Annotated in this window: 18 protein-coding genes and 1 pseudogene; 16 read left to right on the forward strand and 3 right to left on the reverse strand. The window is 65.7% G+C overall.

The features are described from left to right. Positions 1 to 263: 263 nt before the first annotated feature. The 13 genes and pseudogenes from rplU (at position 264) to lptG (ending at position 13,059) form a co-directional block, all read left to right on the forward strand. A complete protein-coding gene (gene rplU / locus AC1GI4_RS06885) occupies positions 264 to 563 on the forward strand; it encodes a 50S ribosomal protein L21 (protein WP_007405484.1) in 300 nt (99 codons plus the stop codon). 43 nt (positions 564 to 606) lie between these two features. After that, positions 607 to 873: a 50S ribosomal protein L27 gene (rpmA, locus tag AC1GI4_RS06890; protein ID WP_230482215.1), complete on the forward strand. Its 267-nt coding sequence runs from the start codon at positions 607 to 609 to the stop codon at positions 871 to 873. A gap of 180 nt (positions 874 to 1,053) precedes the next feature. Then, the gene (locus tag AC1GI4_RS06895; RefSeq protein WP_433911416.1) at positions 1,054 to 1,602 is read left to right on the forward strand and encodes a GNAT family N-acetyltransferase; all 549 of its coding nucleotides are present in this window, start codon (positions 1,054 to 1,056) and stop codon (positions 1,600 to 1,602) included. A 90-nt stretch (positions 1,603 to 1,692) separates the two neighbouring features. Further along, positions 1,693 to 2,450 (forward strand): annotated as a pseudogene (locus AC1GI4_RS06900) (IS5 family transposase). 74 nt (positions 2,451 to 2,524) lie between these two features. After that, positions 2,525 to 3,475 carry an IS481 family transposase gene (locus AC1GI4_RS06905; RefSeq protein ID WP_479628588.1) on the forward strand — a complete coding sequence of 317 codons (951 nt, stop codon included), beginning with the start codon at positions 2,525 to 2,527 and terminating at the stop codon, positions 3,473 to 3,475. A gap of 268 nt (positions 3,476 to 3,743) precedes the next feature. Further along, on the forward strand, positions 3,744 to 4,793 hold the full coding sequence (obgE, locus tag AC1GI4_RS06910; RefSeq protein WP_294272469.1) for a GTPase ObgE: 1,050 nt from the start codon (positions 3,744 to 3,746) through the stop codon (positions 4,791 to 4,793). Between the two features lie 217 nt (positions 4,794 to 5,010). Further along, a complete protein-coding gene (gene proB / locus AC1GI4_RS06915) occupies positions 5,011 to 6,111 on the forward strand; it encodes a glutamate 5-kinase (RefSeq protein ID WP_479629043.1) in 1,101 nt (366 codons plus the stop codon). Beyond that, entirely contained in the window at positions 6,108 to 7,004 is an 897-nt protein-coding gene (locus AC1GI4_RS06920) for an SDR family oxidoreductase (protein WP_479629044.1), read from the forward strand. Before proB ends, AC1GI4_RS06920 begins: the two co-directional genes overlap by 4 nt. A 70-nt stretch (positions 7,005 to 7,074) precedes the next feature. Next, positions 7,075 to 7,320, forward strand: coding sequence for an acyl carrier protein (locus AC1GI4_RS06925; RefSeq protein ID WP_058718202.1), 246 nt, complete (start codon positions 7,075 to 7,077; stop codon positions 7,318 to 7,320). A gap of 22 nt (positions 7,321 to 7,342) precedes the next feature. Next, a complete protein-coding gene (gene spt, locus AC1GI4_RS06930) occupies positions 7,343 to 8,605 on the forward strand; it encodes a serine palmitoyltransferase (protein ID WP_479629045.1) in 1,263 nt (420 codons plus the stop codon). A gap of 75 nt (positions 8,606 to 8,680) precedes the next feature. Beyond that, positions 8,681 to 10,600, forward strand: a complete 1,920-nt coding sequence (locus tag AC1GI4_RS06935; protein ID WP_479630368.1) for an ATP-binding protein — start codon at positions 8,681 to 8,683, stop codon at positions 10,598 to 10,600. A gap of 165 nt (positions 10,601 to 10,765) precedes the next feature. Beyond that, on the forward strand, positions 10,766 to 11,965 hold the full coding sequence (lptF, locus tag AC1GI4_RS06940; RefSeq protein ID WP_294272481.1) for an LPS export ABC transporter permease LptF: 1,200 nt from the start codon (positions 10,766 to 10,768) through the stop codon (positions 11,963 to 11,965). Next, positions 11,962 to 13,059: an LPS export ABC transporter permease LptG gene (gene lptG / locus AC1GI4_RS06945; protein WP_479629046.1), complete on the forward strand. Its 1,098-nt coding sequence runs from the start codon at positions 11,962 to 11,964 to the stop codon at positions 13,057 to 13,059. The genes lptF and lptG overlap by 4 nt, the downstream gene beginning before the upstream one ends. A 216-nt stretch (positions 13,060 to 13,275) precedes the next feature. Here lptG and AC1GI4_RS06950 read toward each other — a convergent pair whose 3' ends face one another. Continuing rightward, positions 13,276 to 14,370: a fatty acid desaturase family protein gene (locus tag AC1GI4_RS06950; protein ID WP_479629047.1), complete on the reverse strand. Its 1,095-nt coding sequence runs from the start codon at positions 14,368 to 14,370 to the stop codon at positions 13,276 to 13,278. A 135-nt stretch (positions 14,371 to 14,505) separates the two neighbouring features. Here AC1GI4_RS06950 and AC1GI4_RS06955 point away from each other — a divergent pair, with 135 nt between their 5' ends. Next, positions 14,506 to 15,657, forward strand: a complete 1,152-nt coding sequence (locus AC1GI4_RS06955; RefSeq protein WP_479629048.1) for an N-acetyltransferase — start codon at positions 14,506 to 14,508, stop codon at positions 15,655 to 15,657. Positions 15,658 to 15,706: 49 nt separating this feature from the next. Here the strand turns inward: AC1GI4_RS06955 and AC1GI4_RS06960 are convergent, their stop codons facing one another. After that, the gene (locus tag AC1GI4_RS06960; protein ID WP_479629049.1) at positions 15,707 to 15,961 is read right to left on the reverse strand and encodes a hypothetical protein; all 255 of its coding nucleotides are present in this window, start codon (positions 15,959 to 15,961) and stop codon (positions 15,707 to 15,709) included. Between the two features lie 23 nt (positions 15,962 to 15,984). Continuing rightward, positions 15,985 to 16,245 carry a hypothetical protein gene (locus AC1GI4_RS06965; protein ID WP_479629050.1) on the reverse strand — a complete coding sequence of 87 codons (261 nt, stop codon included), beginning with the start codon at positions 16,243 to 16,245 and terminating at the stop codon, positions 15,985 to 15,987. A 528-nt stretch (positions 16,246 to 16,773) separates the two neighbouring features. On the opposite strand from AC1GI4_RS06965, the gene AC1GI4_RS06970 reads away from it, so the two are divergent. Together AC1GI4_RS06970 and AC1GI4_RS06975 are read left to right on the forward strand one after the other, a co-directional pair. Further along, positions 16,774 to 17,436 (forward strand): class I SAM-dependent methyltransferase, encoded by a 663-nt coding sequence (locus AC1GI4_RS06970; protein WP_479629051.1) that lies wholly within the window; start codon positions 16,774 to 16,776, stop codon positions 17,434 to 17,436. After that, entirely contained in the window at positions 17,433 to 18,056 is a 624-nt protein-coding gene (locus AC1GI4_RS06975) for a hypothetical protein (protein WP_479629052.1), read from the forward strand. Before AC1GI4_RS06970 ends, AC1GI4_RS06975 begins: the two co-directional genes overlap by 4 nt. Positions 18,057 to 18,264 lie beyond the last annotated feature (208 nt).

The raw sequence follows: 18,264 nt of genomic DNA on the forward strand, positions 1-18,264 counted from the left end.
GGATCATCAGAATATGTCCGAGCCCGGCGCCCGCAATTATCATTTCAATCGTTTCATGATTTTGTCATTCGATTGTTGCTGCAGCGCAACATCGCCAGAATAGGACCAATCCGGTCAAATCCGCCCACACATCACTCGAATGGCAAAACGGGGCGAAATACAGATTCCCAGGTTGACAATCCGGCCACCTTTGCCTAGCTGGCCGTTCTTTCCCGACGGGCATTCCCGCGCGGGAGCCATGTATTTGGGAAGTGATAACAGCCATGTTCGCAGTCGTGCGCACGGGCGGCAAGCAGTATCGCGTCGCCGCCGGAGATAAGATCGTCGTCGAAAAGATCGAGGGCGAAGCCGGCGCGTCGGTGACGCTGGGTGACGTTCTGCTGGCGGGCGAAGGCTCGGAGCTGAAGGCCGTCGACGGCATCACGGTCGCCGCCGAGATCATCGCTCAGGCGAAGGCCGACAAGGTCATCGTCTTCAAGAAGCGCCGTCGCCACAACTATCGTCGTCGCAACGGCCATCGTCAGCAGCACACGATCCTGAAGATCGTGTCGGTCGGCGCCTGAATTTCAGCCGCGCCACCCCAACGAAATCCAGGAGTAGTTCGCAATGGCACATAAGAAAGCAGGCGGTTCGTCGCGTAACGGTCGTGATTCGGCCGGCCGTCGCCTTGGCGTGAAGAAGTTCGGCGGCCAGGAAGCCGTCGCCGGCAACATCCTCGTGCGTCAGCGCGGGACGAAGTTCTATCCGGGTCGCAACGTGGGCATGGGCAAGGACCATACCCTGTTCGCGCTCGTCGATGGCCGCGTCGCGTTCCACGAGGGCAAGCTCGGCCGTAAATTCTGCTCGGTCGAACTGGCCGCAGCGGCCGAATAATCGGGCAACCGCGCCGGGTTGCCCACCAGGGTGACCCGGGTTCCGCGCAGGAACCAGCAAAAAAGGGAGACGGGTCACCCCGGCTCCCTTTTTTCATGCTCCCTCCACCGTTTGGGCTTCTGTCGCCGTCCCGTCACGGGACTGTGGCAAGCGCCCGACGCGACGAGGAGTTGTCGAGTGATGTTCGCGCGGACCCCAAGATTGTTGTTGCGGCCAGCCTGGCCGGAAGATGCCGCCGCCCTGACCCGGGCCATCGGCCATGAAGCCGTCGCCCGCATGGCGGCGCGCGTTCCCCATCCCTATACCCATGACGACGCCGAACGCTGGCTGGCCCAGCCCTGCGGCCCGACCGAACCGCGTTTCCTGATGACCGCACTCGACCGGGGCGGCGCGCCCGAACTGATCGGGGGAATCGCGATCATCGCGGGCGATACCGGGCATGAGCTGGGCTATTGGCTGACGCCCGACGCCTGGGGTCGCGGCTATGCGACCGAGGCGGGCCGCGCGGTCGTCGCCATGGCGCGCCATGCCCTGCCCATCACCCGGCTGAACGCCTGGCACTTCGCCGACAACCCGGCCTCGGGCCATGTCCTCACCAAGCTCGGCTTCCGCCCGACCGGCCAGCGCATGGCCCGCGCCTCGGCCGGGCGGGACACGCTGTCGCCCAGCATCCACTATGCGCTGGACCTGGAGGATGAGCGAAATCGCGCGATGCCGCTCGCGGCGTGAGGGTTATCCCTAGGCCGGATCGACATTCAGGCTTCCCAAAGCCGCTGCAGGCTGATTCATAGGCCTCCGTGTCAAAGCGCGGAGGGAGTGATGGGGATCAAGCGTTACGAGTTGAGCGAGGCGCAGTGGTCGCGGATTGCGTCGCTGGTTCCGGGCAAGACGACTGATCCCGGCCGAACGGGTTCAGATAACCGATTGTTCGTAAACGGATGTTTGTGGGTGCTGCGCTCGGGAGCGCACTGGTGCGACCTGCCGGAACGCTACGGCAAGTGGAAGACGGTGCATCGGCGTTTCAGCCGCTGGTGCCACGCCGGCGTCTGGGAGCAGGTGTTCGAGGCGCTGACGGCCGACCGGGACAACCAGTATCTGATGATCGACAGCACCATCGTTCGAGCACACCAGCAGGCTGCGACCGGAAAAGGGGGGCCAAGGATCAGGCGCTGGGGCGTTCCCGAGGTGGATTGACAACCAAGATTCACATGCTCGCCGACACGTTCGGTCGCCCTGTGCGGTTCCGCATCACGCCGGGGCAAGCCAGCGACATCGCCTCCGCATCTGATCTGCTCGAAGGTCAGCACGCCGTGGCGGTGCTGGCCGACAAAGCCTATGACGGCAACGACTTGCGTGACCGGATCGCAGGCATGAACGCCACCGCTGTCATCCCGTCAAAACGCAATCGCAAGGTCGCAATCCCGCACGACGCCGACATCTACAGGCACCGCAACCAGATTGAGCGATGCTTCGGACGCCTCAAACATTTCCGCCGCTTCGCCACCCGCTACGACCGCCGAACTGCTCACTTCACCGGCTTCGTACATCTCGCCGCCGCCATGATATGGTTACGCTGAATGTCGATCCGACCTAGGTGTTTGATCCCGGCATTTGATGGTGCATCATCGTCGCAAGCTTGGAGGGATGCACTATGGGACAGGTTCTACACGGGAGCGCCCGCACGACAGAGGCGGTCCGTCGAGCGATACAACATAGTCAAGAGAGCCTGAGGGTGCTGGCGAAGCGCCACGGGATCAACCAGAAGACCGTCGCGAAGTGGAAGAAGCGGACGGCGGTCAAGGATCTGCCGACTGGGCCGAAGGACCCGCACTCGACGGTACTGACCATCGAGGAGGAAGCGGTCATCGTCGCTTTCCGGCGCCACACGTTGCTGCCGCTGGACGACTGCCTCTACGCGCTACAGGCGACGATCCCGCACCTGACGCGCTCGTCGCTACACCGCTGCCTGCAACGCCATGGCATCAGCCGGTTGCCCGAGATCACCGGCGACAAGACGCCCAAACGCAAGTTCAAGACCTACCCGATCGGCTACTTCCACATCGACATCGCCGAGGTTCAGACCGCCGAGGGCAAGCTGCGCCTGTTCGTGGCGATCGACCGAACGAGCAAGTTCGCGTTCGTCGAACTGCATCAGGAAGGTGGCAAGATGATCGCGGCGCAGTTCCTGCGTAATCTGGTCACGGCCGTGCCCTACCGTATCCACACCGTGCTGACCGATAACGGTATCCAGTTCACCAACCATGCCCACCAAAAATACGCCTTCCACCACATCTTCGATCGCGTCTGCGACGAGAACGGCATCGAGCACCGGCTCACCAAGGTGAAGCATCCCTGGACCAACGGCCAGGTCGAGCGGATGAACCGCACCATTAAGGAAGCGACCGTCAAGCGCTACCATTACGACAGCCACGACCAGCTCCGGCAACATCTCGGCGACTTCGTCGCCGCCTACAACTTCGGCCGCAGGCTCAAGACGCTCAAAGGCCTCACGCCCTACGAGGCCATCTGCAAAGCATGGCAGAACGAGCCAGCACGCTTTACATCAAACCCGCACCATCAAATACTGGGACCAAACACCTAGGTTCTATTCCGGATCGTGAGGCATACCCCCGCGATCCGGGATGCCTGGCGATTGCAGGGGCGTGGCCTTCGACTTCGCTCAGGCTGAACGGTTGTTGTGCAAAGACCGTATCCCGAACTCCGTTCAGCCTGAGCGAAGTCGAAGGCCACGCGACACCACCGCCCCACGCCTACCCACCCGATGCGCCGACGCCACGCCCTCCCCCCGATCACCCCCGGACCAAAAGGCCGGGCTGGTCAGTCGGTGCGGTGAGCGGTAAAGGCGCCCCATGCATTTTCTCGATCAGGCCAAGATTTTCGTCCGCTCCGGCGCGGGCGGCCCCGGCGCCGTGTCCTTTCGGCGTGAAAAATACATCGAATATGGCGGCCCCGACGGCGGCAATGGCGGCAAGGGCGGCGACATCATCTTCGAGGCGGTCGCAGGCCTGAACACCCTGATCGACTTCCGCTACACCCAGCATTTCCGGGCCCCGCGCGGGCATGGCGGATCGGGCTCGAACCGTACCGGCGGCGGCGGCGACGATCTGGTCATCAAGGTGCCGGTCGGAACCCAAGTCCTGTCCGAGGACAAGGAAGAGGTGCTGCTCGACTTCACCAAGGTCGGCCAGCGCGAAGTGTTCCTGCGCGGCGGTGACGGCGGGCGCGGCAACGCCACCTACAAGACCTCGACCAACCGCGCGCCGCGCCAGCATGGCACCGGCTGGCCTAGCGAAGAGGCATGGGTCTGGCTGCGGCTGAAGCTGCTTGCCGATGCGGGCCTGGTCGGGCTGCCCAATGCGGGCAAGTCGACCTTCATCAACGCCGTCACCAATGCGCAGGCCAAGGTCGGCGCCTATGCCTTCACCACCACCCGGCCGCAGCTGGGCGTGGTGCGGCACCGCGAGCGCGAGTTCGTGGTCGCCGACATCCCCGGCCTGATCGAGGGCGCCGCCGACGGCGCCGGGATCGGCGACCGCTTCCTGGGCCATATCGAGCGGTGCCGCGTGCTGCTGCATCTGGTCGACGCCAATGACGCGGACGTGGCCGAAAGCTATCGCATCGTCCGCGACGAGCTGGAGGCCTATGGCGGCGGGCTGATCGACAAGCCGCACATTATCGCGCTTAACAAGATCGACACGCTCGACGACGAGCTGATCGAGGCGCTGTCGGCCGAACTGGCCGAGGCGAGCGGCGCGGACGTGATCCCGCTGTCGGGCGCGGCGGGCACCGGCGTCGACTGGGTGCTCGACAAGCTGCTGGAACAGATGGGGCCGGGCGCGGATGCGGTGCCCGAGAATGACGTGGGCGAGGACGAGATTACGTGGTCGCCGCTGGGCTGATGCGTCGGGTGGTGGACTCGGTGAGACACCCTGCCCTCCCCCATCCCCTCCCGCCTGCGGGAGGGGAGCGTTTTTGCGCGGGCCGGTTCGCGCCAATCGCTATGGCCGCCCCCAGCGCAGCCGATCGATATCTCGTCCTCCACTCTCCCCAAGCACGCCCCTCCCGCAAGCGGGAGGGGATGGGGGAGGGCCGCGTGCGGCTAGGCCTGGCATTCCAATGATCTTCCCCCCCACCACCTGCCAGCGCCTGATCGTCAAGGTCGGCTCCGCCCTCCTCGTCACCCCCGAGGGCGAAGTCCGCCGCGCATGGCTGACCGGCCTCGTCGCCGACATCGCCGCGCGGGTGCGCGAGGGGCAGCAGATCGCCATCGTCTCCTCCGGCGCGATCGCACTGGGCGCGCGTCGACTCGGCCTGCCCAAGGGTGGCCGTGCCAGCCTGGAGGACGCACAGGCCGCCGCCGCGACCGGCCAGATCGCGCTGAGCCAGGCCTGGGCGGAGCTGCTCCAGGGCGAAGGGCTGACCGCCGCACAGATGCTGGTCACGCTGGACGATCTGGAGGATCGCCGCCGCTATCTGAATGCCGCGGCGACGCTGGGACGGTTGCTGGGGCTGGGCGTGGTGCCGGTCATCAACGAGAATGACAGCGTGGCGACCGAGGAAATCCGCTTCGGCGACAACGACCGGCTCGCCGCGCGCGTCGGTCAGGCCGCGGGGGCGAACGGCGTGCTGCTGCTGTCCGACGTGGACGGACTGTACGATTCGAACCCGCACACCAATCCCGATGCGCGCCATATCGAGCGGGTCGAGCGAATCGATGCGGTGCACGGCATGGCCGATGGCGGCTCGGCGTCGGGGATGGGGTCGGGCGGCATGGTGTCGAAGATCGCCGCCGCGCGCATCGCGGTCAGTGCGGGCGCGCACCTCGCCATCGCCTCGGGCCGGATCGACCATCCGCTGTCGACCCCGGCCCGCCACACCAACTTCGTCGCCGAAAAGAGTGCGCCTGCCCGCAAGGCATGGCTGGCGGGCGGGCTGACCGCGCGCGGCGCGATCCATGTCGATGCGGGTGCGGCCAAGGCGCTCGCCGAGGGCAGCAGCCTGCTTGCGGCGGGGGCGACCGCCGTGCAGGGCCATTTCGCGCGCGGCGACCTCGTCACCGTCGAAGGGCCGAACGGCACCATCGCCCGCGGCCTCAGCGAATATGACTCGACCGAGGCGCGCGCGCTGATCGGCACGCGATCGGACCAGCAGGCCGAGATACTGGGTCACGCGCCGCGCGCCGCGCTGATCCACCGCAACCACCTGGCCTTGCTATGATCGTCGCCGTCACGGGAGCGACCGGATTCGTCGGTCGCGCGGTGGTGGACCGTGCCGCCGGTTCGGGGCTGTCCTTGCGCGCCCTCACCCGCCGCGCCCAGCCATCGCGTGCCGGGCTCACCTGGATCGCGGGCGCGCTCGACAAGCCCGACAGCCTGGCGACGCTGGTCGAAGGGGCCGACGCGGTGCTGCATATCGCGGGCGTGGTGAATGCGCCCGACCGCGCGGGCTTCGTCGCGGGCAATATCGACGGCACCCGCGCGATCGTCGAGGCGGCGAAGGCGGCCGAAATCCGGCGCTTCGTCTATGTCTCCTCGCTGTCGGCGCGCGAGCCCGAGCTGTCCGTCTATGGCTGGTCCAAGCGGCAGGCGGAGGATGTGGTGACGGAGAGCGGTCTCGACTGGACGATCGTCCGGCCGAGCGGCATCTATGGCCCCCACGATACCGAGTGGCTCGACGTATTCCGTACCGCGAAACTCGGCCTCGCCTTCATGCCGCCGCCGGGCAAGCTCTCGCTGATCGCGGTCGAGGATTTCGCGCGGCTGTTGACCACGCTGGTCGCAACCGATGGTCCGCGCGCCGTGCTGGAGGTCGATGACGGCCAGGTGCTGACCCATGCCGAGCTTGCCGCCGCGATGGGCGCGGCCGTGGGGCGGCGGGTGATGACGCTGCATCTGCCCAGGGGTCTGCTGAGCCTGGGCGCGAAGATCGACCGCGCCTTGCGCGGCAAGGGCGCCAAGCTGACCCCCGACCGGGTCGGCTATCTCTGCCACCCCGACTGGACCGCGGACCCGGCCCTGCGCCCCGACCCGGCGCTGTGGGAGCCCGCCATAACGCTGTCCAAGGGGCTGGCGGATACGGCACGGTGGTATCGCGCCAACGGCTTGCTATAGCGGCAGGATACGCGCGGTCGAAAAGCCGCCGCATTTGGGTGCCACTGGGCGCCCGACTGAAAGGATCATCATGAGCGACCGCCAAGCCATTTTCGACACCGTCGCGGCCCAGATCGCGCCCTTCAACAAAAAGGGCGTGGCGCTGACCGAGGCGACGACCTTCCAGGGCGACCTGGAGTGGGACAGCCTGACCGTGATGGATTTCGTCGCCGCGATCGAGGACGAGTTCGACATCATCATCACGATGAACATGCAGGCCGAGATCGAGAATGTCGGCCAGCTGGTCGACGCGGTCGAAAAGCTGAAGCAAGCCTGATCGCCTTCAAACGGACACCGACATGACCGAAGCCGCCGCCCAGCCCCACGCCCTCCCCGCCGATGCGCCGGAGGTTGCCCCCGAGCGCGACCTGCTCTCCAAGTTCGACGGCCTGATCGCCGAGCGGCAGAAGCTGCTCGACTCGGGCGTCACCGATCCCTTCGCGATCGTGATGGAACAGGTGAAGTCCCCGACCGAGGCGGTGATCCGCGGCAAGGACACGATCCTGCTCGGCACCTATAATTACATGGGCATGACCTTCGACGCGGACGTGATCGCGGCGGGCAAGACCGCGCTGGAGAAGTTCGGCTCGGGCACCAACGGCAGCCGGATGCTCAACGGCACCTTCCACGATCACATGGAAGTCGAACAGGCGCTGCGCGACTTCTACGGCATGACCGGCGCGATCGTCTTCTCGACCGGGTACATGGCGAACCTGGGCATCATCTCGACCCTGGCGGGCAAGGGCGAATATGTCATCCTCGACGCCGACAGCCATGCGTCCATCTATGACGGCTGCCAGCAGGGCAATGCCGAGATCGTCCGCTTCCGCCACAATTCGGTCGAGGACCTCGACAAGCGGCTTGGTCGACTCCCGAAGGAACCCGCCAAGCTGGTCGTGCTGGAGGGCGTCTATTCGATGCTGGGCGACATCGCCCCGCTGAAGGAGATGGTCGCCGTCGCCAAGAAGCATGGCGCCATGGTGCTGGTCGACGAAGCGCACTCGATGGGCTTTTTCGGCCCCAACGGGCGCGGCGTGTACGAGGCGCAGGGGCTGGAAGGCCAGGTCGATTTTGTCGTCGGCACCTTCTCCAAGTCGGTCGGCACGGTCGGCGGCTTCGTGGTGTCCAACCACCCGAAGTTCGAGGCGGTGCGCCTGGCGTGCCGTCCTTATATCTTCACCGCCTCGCTGCCCCCTTCGGTAGTCGCGACCGCGACGACCTCGATCCGCAAGCTGATGACCGCGCACGAAAAGCGCGAGCGACTGTGGTCGAACGCGCGCGCGCTGCACGGTGGGCTGAAGGCCATGGGCTTCCGCCTGGGCACCGAGAATTGCGACAGCGCGATCGTCGCGGTCATCCTGGACGATCAGGAACAGGCGGTCATCATGTGGCAGGCGCTGCTGGACGGCGGGCTCTACGTCAACATGGCGCGGCCGCCCGCGACCCCGGCGGGCACCTATCTGCTGCGCTGTTCAATCTGCGCCGAGCATACGCCCGAGCAGATTCAGACGGTGCTGGGCATGTTCCGCGCCGCGGGCCAGGCGGTCGGCGTCCTGGCCTGATCCCATGGCCGGGCCGAGCGCAACGTCGGCCCGGCTTTGCAATATCTGGCCGCCGAGGATAGCGTCGCGCCCGTGATGGATCAGGACGAGCTTGGCGGGGTCGGCCGATGGCGGACCTTTGCGCTGATCGCCATGGCGGTGGCGGGTGCGGTGACGCTGGCCATGCTCGTCATCACGCTGGGCCACGCCAATCGCGAGCGCGACCGCGCGCTGGAGCGACAGAGCCACAGCTATGACGTGATGATCGCCGCGCGCACGCTGGCGGGCACGATCGCCCGGTCGGAGGCGTCGCTGGGCCGCTACGTCATCTCGGGCGACCGCAAGCTAGGCCAGCTCTATCAGGACGAGTGGACGACGGCGGGGGTGCAGCTCTACCGGCTCGACCGGATGATCGAGGATCAACGGCAACAACGCCTGATCGACCAGCTTCGCCGGGCCTATGATGCGCGCGGCCGTGAATTGTCGACGATCGCGCTGTCGACCACCTATCACCTCAACCGTCAGGCTTATGGCCTCTATTATCAGGCGCGCCAGGCCGAAGCGCTGCTGAAGATCAACGATCTGCTCGCCCGGCTGACCGATGGCGAACGCGTGTTGCTGCAACAGCGGTCCCAGGCCGCCGAGGAGACGATCCAGCATTCCAACCGGATCGCGGGCGGGCTAGTGGTGTTCGGCATCGTGCTGGTGCTGGGCGGCATTGCGCTGGCCTGGATCATCGTCGGCGCGGTCAGCGAGCGGGCCAAGGCTCATGCCGAAGCCCGCGCCGAACGCGCCCGTGCCGAGGAACTGGCCAGCGCGGTCGAGGTCGCGACCGAGGAGCTGAAGGTTCAGGAAGCCAAGCTCCGCCAGGCGCAGAAGATGGACGCGCTGGGCCAGCTGACCGGCGGTATCGCACATGACTTCAACAACATGCTGGCGGTCGTGCTGGGCGGACTCGAACTGGCCCGCCGGACCCATTCGCCCGAGGACGTGGCACGCCATCTCGACAGCGCGACCGAGGGTGCGCACCGCGCCGCCGCACTGACCCGCCGCCTGCTGATGTTCAGCCGCGAGGAAGCGCTGGCGCCCGAGACGCTGGTGCCGCGCCGCCTGGTCGAGGGGATGCGCGACCTGCTCGATCGGACGCTGGGCGACGGGGTGAAGGTCACGGTTCAGGACTGGACGACCGGCTGGACGCTGTTCTGCGATCGCACCCAGATGGAGAATGCGATCCTGAACCTGGCGGTCAACGCGCGCGACGCGATGGACGGGCGTGGCGAGCTGACCATCCGCACCGCCGAGATGCGGATGGGGCCACATGCCTTGCCCCGCGCCGAGGCGGGCGACTATGTCGTGCTGTCGGTCGCCGACACCGGCGAGGGCATGACGCCCGAGATCATTGAGCGGGTGTTCGAGCCGTTCTTCACCACCAAGCCCGCAGGCAAGGGCACCGGGCTGGGCCTCAGCCAGATTTTCGGGCTGGTCGGCCAGATGGGCGGCGACGTGACCATCCAGAGCGCGCCGGGCCGTGGCACGACCGTCAACCTCTATCTGCCCCGCCACTCCGCCCCGGCCCCCGCGCTACCCGTCGAGGCCGCGCCGGTTGCGGCCGAAGTCACGGCGGAGGCGGAGGACGCGCTGCGCATCCTGCTGGTCGAGGATGATCCGCGCGTGCTGGCCGCGACGATGGGCGCGCTTCAGGAACTGGGCCATGACCCGATACCATGCAACGATCCGCGCGAGGCGGAGGGGCTGCTCGCACGGCATCCGGGCATAAGGCTGATCGTATCCGACGTGCTGATGCCGCATCTTACCGGCCCCGAGCTGATCGCCGCGATCCGCCCGCGCCATCCCGGTCTGGCGGTGCTGTTCGTCACCGGCTTTGCGGGCGACGCGCAGGCGACCGGGTTCGAGGGGCATGAGGTGTTGCGCAAGCCCTTCACCCTCGCAGGGCTGGAGCGTGCGGTGGCGGCGGCGTTGAAGCGGGCGGACGGGATGGTCTGCGCGGCGGCGTGAGGGCTTGGGGGGCATGGCCTTCGACTTCGGCGCATCGCGCCGAAGTCGAAGGCCAAGGGAAATCCCAACCATCCAGCCGCCTTACCCCATAAACGAAGGGGGTGACGCGCCCGGCCCGCGCCCGTATAGCCATGGCCGTTTTATCGCGCGAGTGATGTCCCCGGCATGAAATCTATCGATCGCTACATGGCCCGGTTGATCGCGTTGCCGCTGTTCGCGACGCTGCTCATCTCGGCGATGCTGCTGGTGCTCGATCGCATCCGCCGCCTGTTCGAGTTTGTCGCGACCGAGGGCGGGCCGATCAGCGTGGTGTGGCGGATGCTCGCCAACCTACTGCCCGAATATCTGGGGCTCGGCATTCCGATCGGGCTCATGCTGGGCATCCTGCTCGCCTTCCGTCGCCTCGCCACCTCGTCCGAGCTGGACGTGATGCGCGGCGTGGGCATGAGCTATACGCGGCTGCTGCGCGTGCCGTACATGTACGCCATCGTACTGGCGGCGCTGAACTTCGCGATCGTCGGTTATATCCAGCCGGTCGCCCGCTATTATTACGAAGGCCTGCGCTATGAGCTGCGCACCGGCGCGCTGGGCGCGTCGATCAAGGTCGGCGAGTTCACCCATCTGGGCGACCGCATGACCCTGCGCATCGAGGAAAGCCGCGACAATGGCCGCGACCTGTCGGGCATCTTCGTCCATGCCAACACGTCCAAGGGCGACTGGATCGGCGTGACGGCAGCGCGCGGGCGGTTCCTGGCGACCGATGATCCCAACGTCATCATCTTCCGCCTGACCAACGGCACGCTCATCCACAACCGGCCCGAATTCAAGGCGCCGCGCGTGCTGACCTTCTCCAGCCACGATCTGCCGATCGACCTGCCCAAGTTCGACAATTTCCGCCAGCGCGGCGGCCGCGACCTGGAGTTCACCCTGCCCGAACTGGCCCGCCACGGTCAGGACGCGCAGAGTGCAGAGGCACGCGCGGGCAGCCGATCCGAATTCCACTTCCGCGTGGTCGAGGTGGTGACGATGTTCCTGCTGCCGCTGCTCGCGGTGTCGCTGGGCATCCCGCCGAAGCGATCGACCTCGGCACTCGGCGTATTCCTCTCGATCGTGATGCTCGTCACCTATTTCAAGGTGAACCAGTACGCGGCCGATATCGGTGCGCTGGGGCGGGTGAACCCGATCCTGGCGCTATGGGGGCCGTTCGCGGTGTTCGCGGGGCTGGTCCTGTGGATGTATTATGTCACCGCCTATGTGCCCGGCGGCCAGCCGATCGGCGCATTGGAGCGCGGGGTGGCGAAGCTCGCCAAGGCGATCGGCCGCTGGCTGCCCGGCCGCCGCCGTAAGAAGGCCTATACGGCATGAGCCTGTCCAATATCTTCCCGTCGAAGACGATCGCCATCTACATGGCGAAGATGTTCCTGGTCCGCACCTTCGCCATCCTGTTCGCGGTGGCGCTGGTGCTCCAGACGCTCGACGTGCTGAGCGAGTCCGGCGCGGTGCTGGCCGCATCCGGCAACGGCCAGGCGCAGGTATGGCGTTATGTCTCGCTGCGCCTGCCGCAGATCGTGTCGTTCCTGCTGCCCTTTTCGGTGCTGCTCGGCACCATCCTGACCTTCTTCACGATGAACCAGAATTCGGAGGTCATCGCGTTGAAGGCGGCGGGCATGTCGGCGCATCAGGTGCTCGCGCCCCTGCTGATCGCCAGCGCGGGCGTGGCCGCGTTCAGCTTCGTCTTCAACGACCGGATCGTGCCGCGCGCCAGTGCGACGCTCTCGGCCTGGCAGAAGGTGCAATATGGCCCCCTGCCCATCGACAGCGGCGACCGCTCCAATGTCTGGGTGCGCGACGGCGACGACCTGATCTCGGTCGACCTGATCCAGGGGCGCGGCGCCAAAACCCAGCTGGGCGGCGTGACCCTGTACGACCGCGCGGGCGGCAGCCTTCAGGCGATCGTTCGCGCGCCGCGCGGGGTGCGTTCGGGCGATGGCTGGAAGATCGGCCCGGTAACCCGGTTCGAGGTGAAGTCGGGCAAGCTGACCAATTATCCCTCGCTGGTTATCGGGCGCGGCGTCACGCCCGAACAGCTGACCCTGGCCAGCGTGAATGCCGACAATCTGTCGTTCGGCGCGCTGTCGAGCGCGATCACCGACCTGCGCGAGGCGGGCCGCCCGACCAAGTCGCTGGAGGGATCGCTCTGGCACAAGCTGTCCGCACCGATGTCGGCGATGCTGATGCCGCTCTTGGGCGCGGTCGCGGCGTTCGGTATCGCACGCTCGGGCAAGCTGTTCGTCCGCGCGGTGATCGGCATGGCGCTGGGCTTTGCTTATTTCGTGGCGGACAATTTCTCGATGGCGATGGGCGATCTGGGCGCCTACCCGCCCTTCCTCGCCGCCTGGGCGCCGATCCTGCTGTTCTTCCTGATCGGGGAAGCGGTGCTGTTCCGAACGGAGGAGTGAGGGGCGGGAAGCCTCGCTCCCGCCGCCATCAATCCCATCGCCCGTTCGCACTGAGCGAAGTCGAAGTGCACGGGCCGAGCATAGCGACTTGGCGGAGGTATTCCCGTGGCCTTCGACTGCGCTCAGGCTGAACGGAGGTGGGGACGCGATTACTGCGCCCCGTGTCCGCTAAGCGAGTCGAAACGCACGCCCCACCCTTCGCCCGGCAGGGAAGGATCACTTCCCCCGGCGGATCGTGCTCAGGCCGATCTTGGCAACCAACCCCGGCAACCCCTTGTAGCTCGCCTTGTGATAGGGCGAGTCCGGGGTCAGCGCCGCGCTGATCCGGCGGTGCGCTTCGCCCAGCGCATGATAGGGCAGCGACGGCAGCAGATGGTGCAGCGCGTGGTAACGCAGGCCCACCGGCGCCCACAGCCCCGGCAGCAAAGCGGGCGGCGGTACGTTGACCGAGTCGAGATACTGTGCGGTGACGGTCATCTGCTCGCCCTCATTCTCCCAGAGATGCGCGACCAGCGTGCGGACCTGGTTCAGCACCGCCACCGCCGAGCCGATCGCGAAGCCGATCGCAAAGCCACGCACCGGGATCACCCCGGTCGCGACCAGCGCGACCAGCGCGATCGCCCAGATCGATGCGGCGGCATCGGTGCGGTTGAAGCGAACCAGCGCCTCGCCCTCGGGCATACGGCGGCGGAACTGCGGGTTGATCGCCAGCGCCGAATAACGCTCGACCACGATCTTGCGCAGGCCGGGGATGACCCAGGACAGCGGCGACAGGATCGCAAAGCGGATCAACAGCCCCAGCGGCGCCAGCGCCGACACCAGGATGAACACCGGCAGCGTCCAGGGCTTCATCAGCGCCAGCGGCAGATATTCGGGATCGTCCGCCGTGCCGTAACGCGTCTTGGCATGGTGCAGGTTATGCACCCCCTCATACATGAAGGCGGGCGTCAGCAGCGGCACGCCGACCAGCACGTTCCAGCCTTCGCGGAAACGCGGCAGCGCCGAATGCTTCATGTGGCTGACTTCATGAATGAACAGCAGCGCGCGATAGAGCGCCAGCACCGCCACGACCGAGGCGACGACGATCACGCCGGTCGACGACGCCGTCACCGCCACGGCCAGCGCGGCATAGCCGACCAGCGCGCTGCCCACCATGTCGCCCCAATACAGGCCGGGACGCGGCGCGATCAGGTCGCGGGTCAGCTCGGCGGCGGCGCGCAGCATCGCCTTGTCGTCCGCAATCGGGACACGCACGGACGGGGCCGCTGCGACGGCCTGCGCACTCCGTTCAAAAGAAAGCGTCGATTCCATAGCTCTATCCTTTGCCCCCATATAGTGGCGACACGGTGGCATTCCCACGGCATGCCATGACGATATCCTCACTCGCTATGATCGACGCGGCCGGTTAGGAACGGACGCGATATCATTGTTCGGACCGCATCGCCCATGACCGTCTCCATCCGCCCCATTTCGTCGAAGCGCGACCGCAAGGCGTTCGTCGACTTCCCCTTCTCGCTCTATGCCGACGATCCCCATTGGGTGCCGCCGCTGAAGGGCGAGGCGCTGGGCCTCATCACGCCGGAAAAGAATGGCTGGTACAGCCATGCCAGGGCGCAGCTGTTCCTGGCGGAGGAGAATGGCAAGATCGTCGGGCGGATTTCGGCGCATCTCGACACGCTGGCGCTGGAGATGGAGCCGTCCAAGGGCTTCGGGCCGGGCGTCGGCTTCTGGGGCCTGATGGACACGGTGAACCATGACGTGTTCCAGGCGCTGCTCGCCGCCGCCGAGGGCTGGCTGCGCGAACAGGGCATGACCCGCGCGATCGGCCCCGTCTCGCAATCGGTGTGGGAAGAGCCGGGCCTGCTGGTCCACGGGTTCGACCAGGACCCGACGATCATGATGGGCCATGCGCGCCCCGAATATCAGGGCTGGATCGAGGGCGCGGGCTATAGCGTCGTCAAGCAGCTCTTCACCTACGAGCTGGACATCACGCAGGAATTTCCGCCAATCGTCCAGCGCATCATCAAGTCGGGCGAGAAGAACGAGCGCATCCGCGTGCGCGAGGTGAACAAGGCCAAATTTGAGGAAGAGGCCGCGATCATCCTGAGCATCCTGAACGATGCGTGGTCGGATAACTGGGGCTTCATCCCCCTTACCCCGCCCGAGATCAAGGATGTCGGCGTCAAGCTGAAGCCGATCGTCTTCAACGACCTTATCCGCATCGCCGAGCTGGACGGCAAGCCGGTGGCGTTCATGATTACGCTCCCCGACCTGAACGAGGCGATCAAGCCGCTGAACGGCAGCCTCCTGCCCTTCGGCTGGGCCAAGCTGCTGCTGTGGCTGCGCGCGCCCAAGGTGCGGACGATGCGCGTGCCGTTGATGGGCGTGGTCAAGGAGCTTCAGTCGTCGCGCATGGCGAGCCAGCTGGCCTTCATGATGATCGAATATATCCGCCGCGCCTCGGTCGAGCGCTACGGCGCGTCGCGTGGGGAGATCGGCTGGATCCTCGACGACAATCAGGGGATGCGCTCGATCGCCGAGACCATCAAGAGCGACGTCAACAAGACCTACAACGTCTATTCGCGCGATCTGGTCTGATCCGCGCCGGGTGGGGCCGTCCTGCAATGGCGGCCCCTTTTCCCGTGCTTCATTTGTTGCGGCCGAGATAGTTGAGCGGGTCGACACCGCGCCACATCCATTGCTTGCGGGTCATGCAGACCTTGCCGCGCATGATATGGTCTTCCTGGACGTTCAGGAAGCAATAGCGGGTCGGCTTGGCGTCTGCCGCCGCAGTGGTCGGCAGCGCAGCGGTTTCGACGGCCGGGGCAGTGGGCTTGGCCACATCCTCGCGTGGCGTCGGAGCGGACAGGGCGGCAGCGGCGGCGAACAGGGTGAACATCATGATGGGTCTCCGCGGTTCGAGGCTTAGCGACGCGCAATGCGGCCGGTGGGAATTTCGCCCTCCGTGGCGATCCATTCGTCGGCGGTGCGGCAGGTCTTGAGCCGAATGCGCGAGCCGGTCATCTCTCCGATGATGCAGTAGCGGGTCGCCTTCGACGGCATGATGGAAGGCTGAGTGCCGGTGGTGGCAACGGCGACGGTGTTCAGCGTGACGGTGTTCGGCTCGACGGACTCACGAGCCGGAGCCGCGGACAAGGTCGATGCGATCAGCAGTGTCAGCAACATGGTGGTAACTCCCTTTATGCCGGATCACCCCGGCATGTGAGTTACTGCATTAGTCATGCCATACACGTGAACGCTGCAATTTCAGACGGTTACGTCTTTCCGTAGCTGCGCAAGATGCCAAAGCGTGGCGAATTTCGCCATCTTGGTGGGAAAATTTGCCAAGACAGATCCAAGCCTCTCGGAGGATTGAGCGCCCTTTTCCATCGGGCCGGATGCCGGAGTTTTCCCGACGCGGCGAATAACCGCCATCGAATCATACGACACCAGAATCAAAGAATAGATACAGTACAGATCTCGATCGCACCAGCTTTTATGGTACGAAAATCTGATTGCAGAGCCTACATCCGCAAACCAAACATGACGTCCATCTTATGCCATAGTCGTAGCTTGCGACATATTCATGCAGAACCGATGACATTTTCATTGCGCTATTGCGAAAATTGCGTGGTCGATATGCGGTTTGTCGTGAAACTGTCACCGCCCGCTGCGAACAGGGATCGCATCGTCGTTCAACGGGATGCCCCTTCGATGGCAACGCAGATGAGTACCGCCAGCGTCACCAAGGCCTATGATCGCTGGTCGCCGGTCTACGACCTGGTCTTCGGCCCCGTCTTCAAGAAGGGCCGCTCCGCCGCCATCGTCGCCGCCGAGCGGATCGGCGGCCGGATCATCGAGGTGGGGGTCGGCACCGGCATTTCGCTTCCCCAATATTCGCGAGCCAACCGCATCGTCGGCGTCGACCTGTCCGAGCCGATGCTCGACAAGGCGCGCGAGCGGGTGCGCAACGGCAATCTGACCCATGTCGAGCAGATCGCGTACGGCGATGCCGAGGCTCTGCAGTTCGCCGACCACAGCTTCGATGTGGTCGTCGCGCAATATGTCATCACCGCCGTGCCCAACCCGGAAAAGGCGTTGGACGAGTTCGCGCGCATCTGCCGTCCCGGTGGCGAGATCGTCATCACGACGCGGGTCGGCGCGGGCGACGGCCTGCGCGGGCGGATCGAGAAGACGCTGATGCCGATCACCAGCCGTCTGGGCTTCCGCACCGACTTTCCGTTCGAGCGCTATACCGACTGGGCGGCGACGCGCGGTGACGTGGAGATGGTCGAAAGCCGCCCCCTGCCGCCGCTCGGCCATTTCTCGCTGGTCCGCTTCGCCAAGCGCCAGCCCCTCCAAGGACAGGTCCAATGACGGGTTTTCGCGCGCAGCTCGCCGAACAGCGGTGGGACGATCATCGCTATTATCACCACAGCCTGGTCAATCAGAGCCTGCACTTCGTCAGCGCCTGTACCTTCCTGACCGCCTATGTGCTGTTGTTCATCGACCCGGCGGTCGCCAGCCTGCTCGCCTGGGGCGTGGCGATGACCAGCCGCCAGGCCGGGCACTTCTTCTTCGAGCCCAAGGGCTATGACCATGTGAACAAGGCGACGCATGAGCATAAGGAAGAGATCAAGGTCGGCTATAACCTGGCGCGCAAATATGTGCTGATGGGCATCTGGGGCGCGATCCCGGTCGTGCTGCTGGTCCAGCCGACCTTGTTCGGCACGCTGGAATATCCGGACGGGTTCATGGGTTATCTGCGCCATGTCGGCATCGGCTGGCTGGGCCTGGGCGTCAGCGCGATCTTCGTGCGCGTGATGCAGCTCTGGTCGCAGCGCGATCTGGAAACCGGCTTGGTCTGGGCGACCAAGATCGTCACCGACCCGTTCAACGACTTCAAGATGTACAAGAGCGCGCCGCGCCGCCTGATGAAGGGTGAGCGGATGGATCATCATGACGTCGATGATTTCGAGGATTTGAAGGCGGCGTAACCCGCGGCTTGAGTTCGACGGACGGGGTGGCGGGCCGAATAGGACCGCCGCCCCGTTTTTACATCCCAACCTAGCCGCTAGCCGCTCCCCTCCCGCAGGCGAGTTTCAGGTCGGTCATGCCCCCGGCATGACCTAAACGATGCGGGGCATCGTTTACCTGAAACTGGGATGGGGGAGGGCAAGGCCGCGAGCGATGGTCTCGGTGAGA

The sequence above is a fragment of the Sphingomonas sp. 77B genome (genome assembly GCF_056497825.1).

Bases quoted from the DNA above. Each gene is read 5' to 3' on its own strand.
- spt (WP_479629045.1), top strand. From the start codon at position 7,343: ATGACCGAAGCCGCCGCCCAGCCCCACGCCCTCCCCGCCGATGCGCCG.
- rplU (WP_007405484.1), top strand. From the start codon at position 264: ATGTTCGCAGTCGTGCGCACGGGCGGCAAGCAGTATCGCGTCGCCGCC.
- AC1GI4_RS06970 (WP_479629051.1), top strand. From the start codon at position 16,774: ATGGCAACGCAGATGAGTACCGCCAGCGTCACCAAGGCCTATGATCGC.
- AC1GI4_RS06950 (WP_479629047.1), bottom strand. From the start codon at position 14,370: ATGGAATCGACGCTTTCTTTTGAACGGAGTGCGCAGGCCGTCGCAGCG.
- AC1GI4_RS06955 (WP_479629048.1), top strand. From the start codon at position 14,506: ATGACCGTCTCCATCCGCCCCATTTCGTCGAAGCGCGACCGCAAGGCG.
- AC1GI4_RS06925 (WP_058718202.1), top strand. From the start codon at position 7,075: ATGAGCGACCGCCAAGCCATTTTCGACACCGTCGCGGCCCAGATCGCG.
- obgE (WP_294272469.1), top strand. From the start codon at position 3,744: ATGCATTTTCTCGATCAGGCCAAGATTTTCGTCCGCTCCGGCGCGGGC.
- lptG (WP_479629046.1), top strand. From the start codon at position 11,962: ATGAGCCTGTCCAATATCTTCCCGTCGAAGACGATCGCCATCTACATG.
- AC1GI4_RS06895 (WP_433911416.1), top strand. From the start codon at position 1,054: ATGTTCGCGCGGACCCCAAGATTGTTGTTGCGGCCAGCCTGGCCGGAA.
- AC1GI4_RS06920 (WP_479629044.1), top strand. From the start codon at position 6,108: ATGATCGTCGCCGTCACGGGAGCGACCGGATTCGTCGGTCGCGCGGTG.
- AC1GI4_RS06960 (WP_479629049.1), bottom strand. From the start codon at position 15,961: ATGATGTTCACCCTGTTCGCCGCCGCTGCCGCCCTGTCCGCTCCGACG.
- rpmA (WP_230482215.1), top strand. From the start codon at position 607: ATGGCACATAAGAAAGCAGGCGGTTCGTCGCGTAACGGTCGTGATTCG.
- AC1GI4_RS06935 (WP_479630368.1), top strand. From the start codon at position 8,681: ATGGATCAGGACGAGCTTGGCGGGGTCGGCCGATGGCGGACCTTTGCG.
- lptF (WP_294272481.1), top strand. From the start codon at position 10,766: ATGAAATCTATCGATCGCTACATGGCCCGGTTGATCGCGTTGCCGCTG.
- AC1GI4_RS06905 (WP_479628588.1), top strand. From the start codon at position 2,525: ATGGGACAGGTTCTACACGGGAGCGCCCGCACGACAGAGGCGGTCCGT.
- proB (WP_479629043.1), top strand. From the start codon at position 5,011: ATGATCTTCCCCCCCACCACCTGCCAGCGCCTGATCGTCAAGGTCGGC.
- AC1GI4_RS06975 (WP_479629052.1), top strand. From the start codon at position 17,433: ATGACGGGTTTTCGCGCGCAGCTCGCCGAACAGCGGTGGGACGATCAT.
- AC1GI4_RS06965 (WP_479629050.1), bottom strand. From the start codon at position 16,245: ATGTTGCTGACACTGCTGATCGCATCGACCTTGTCCGCGGCTCCGGCT.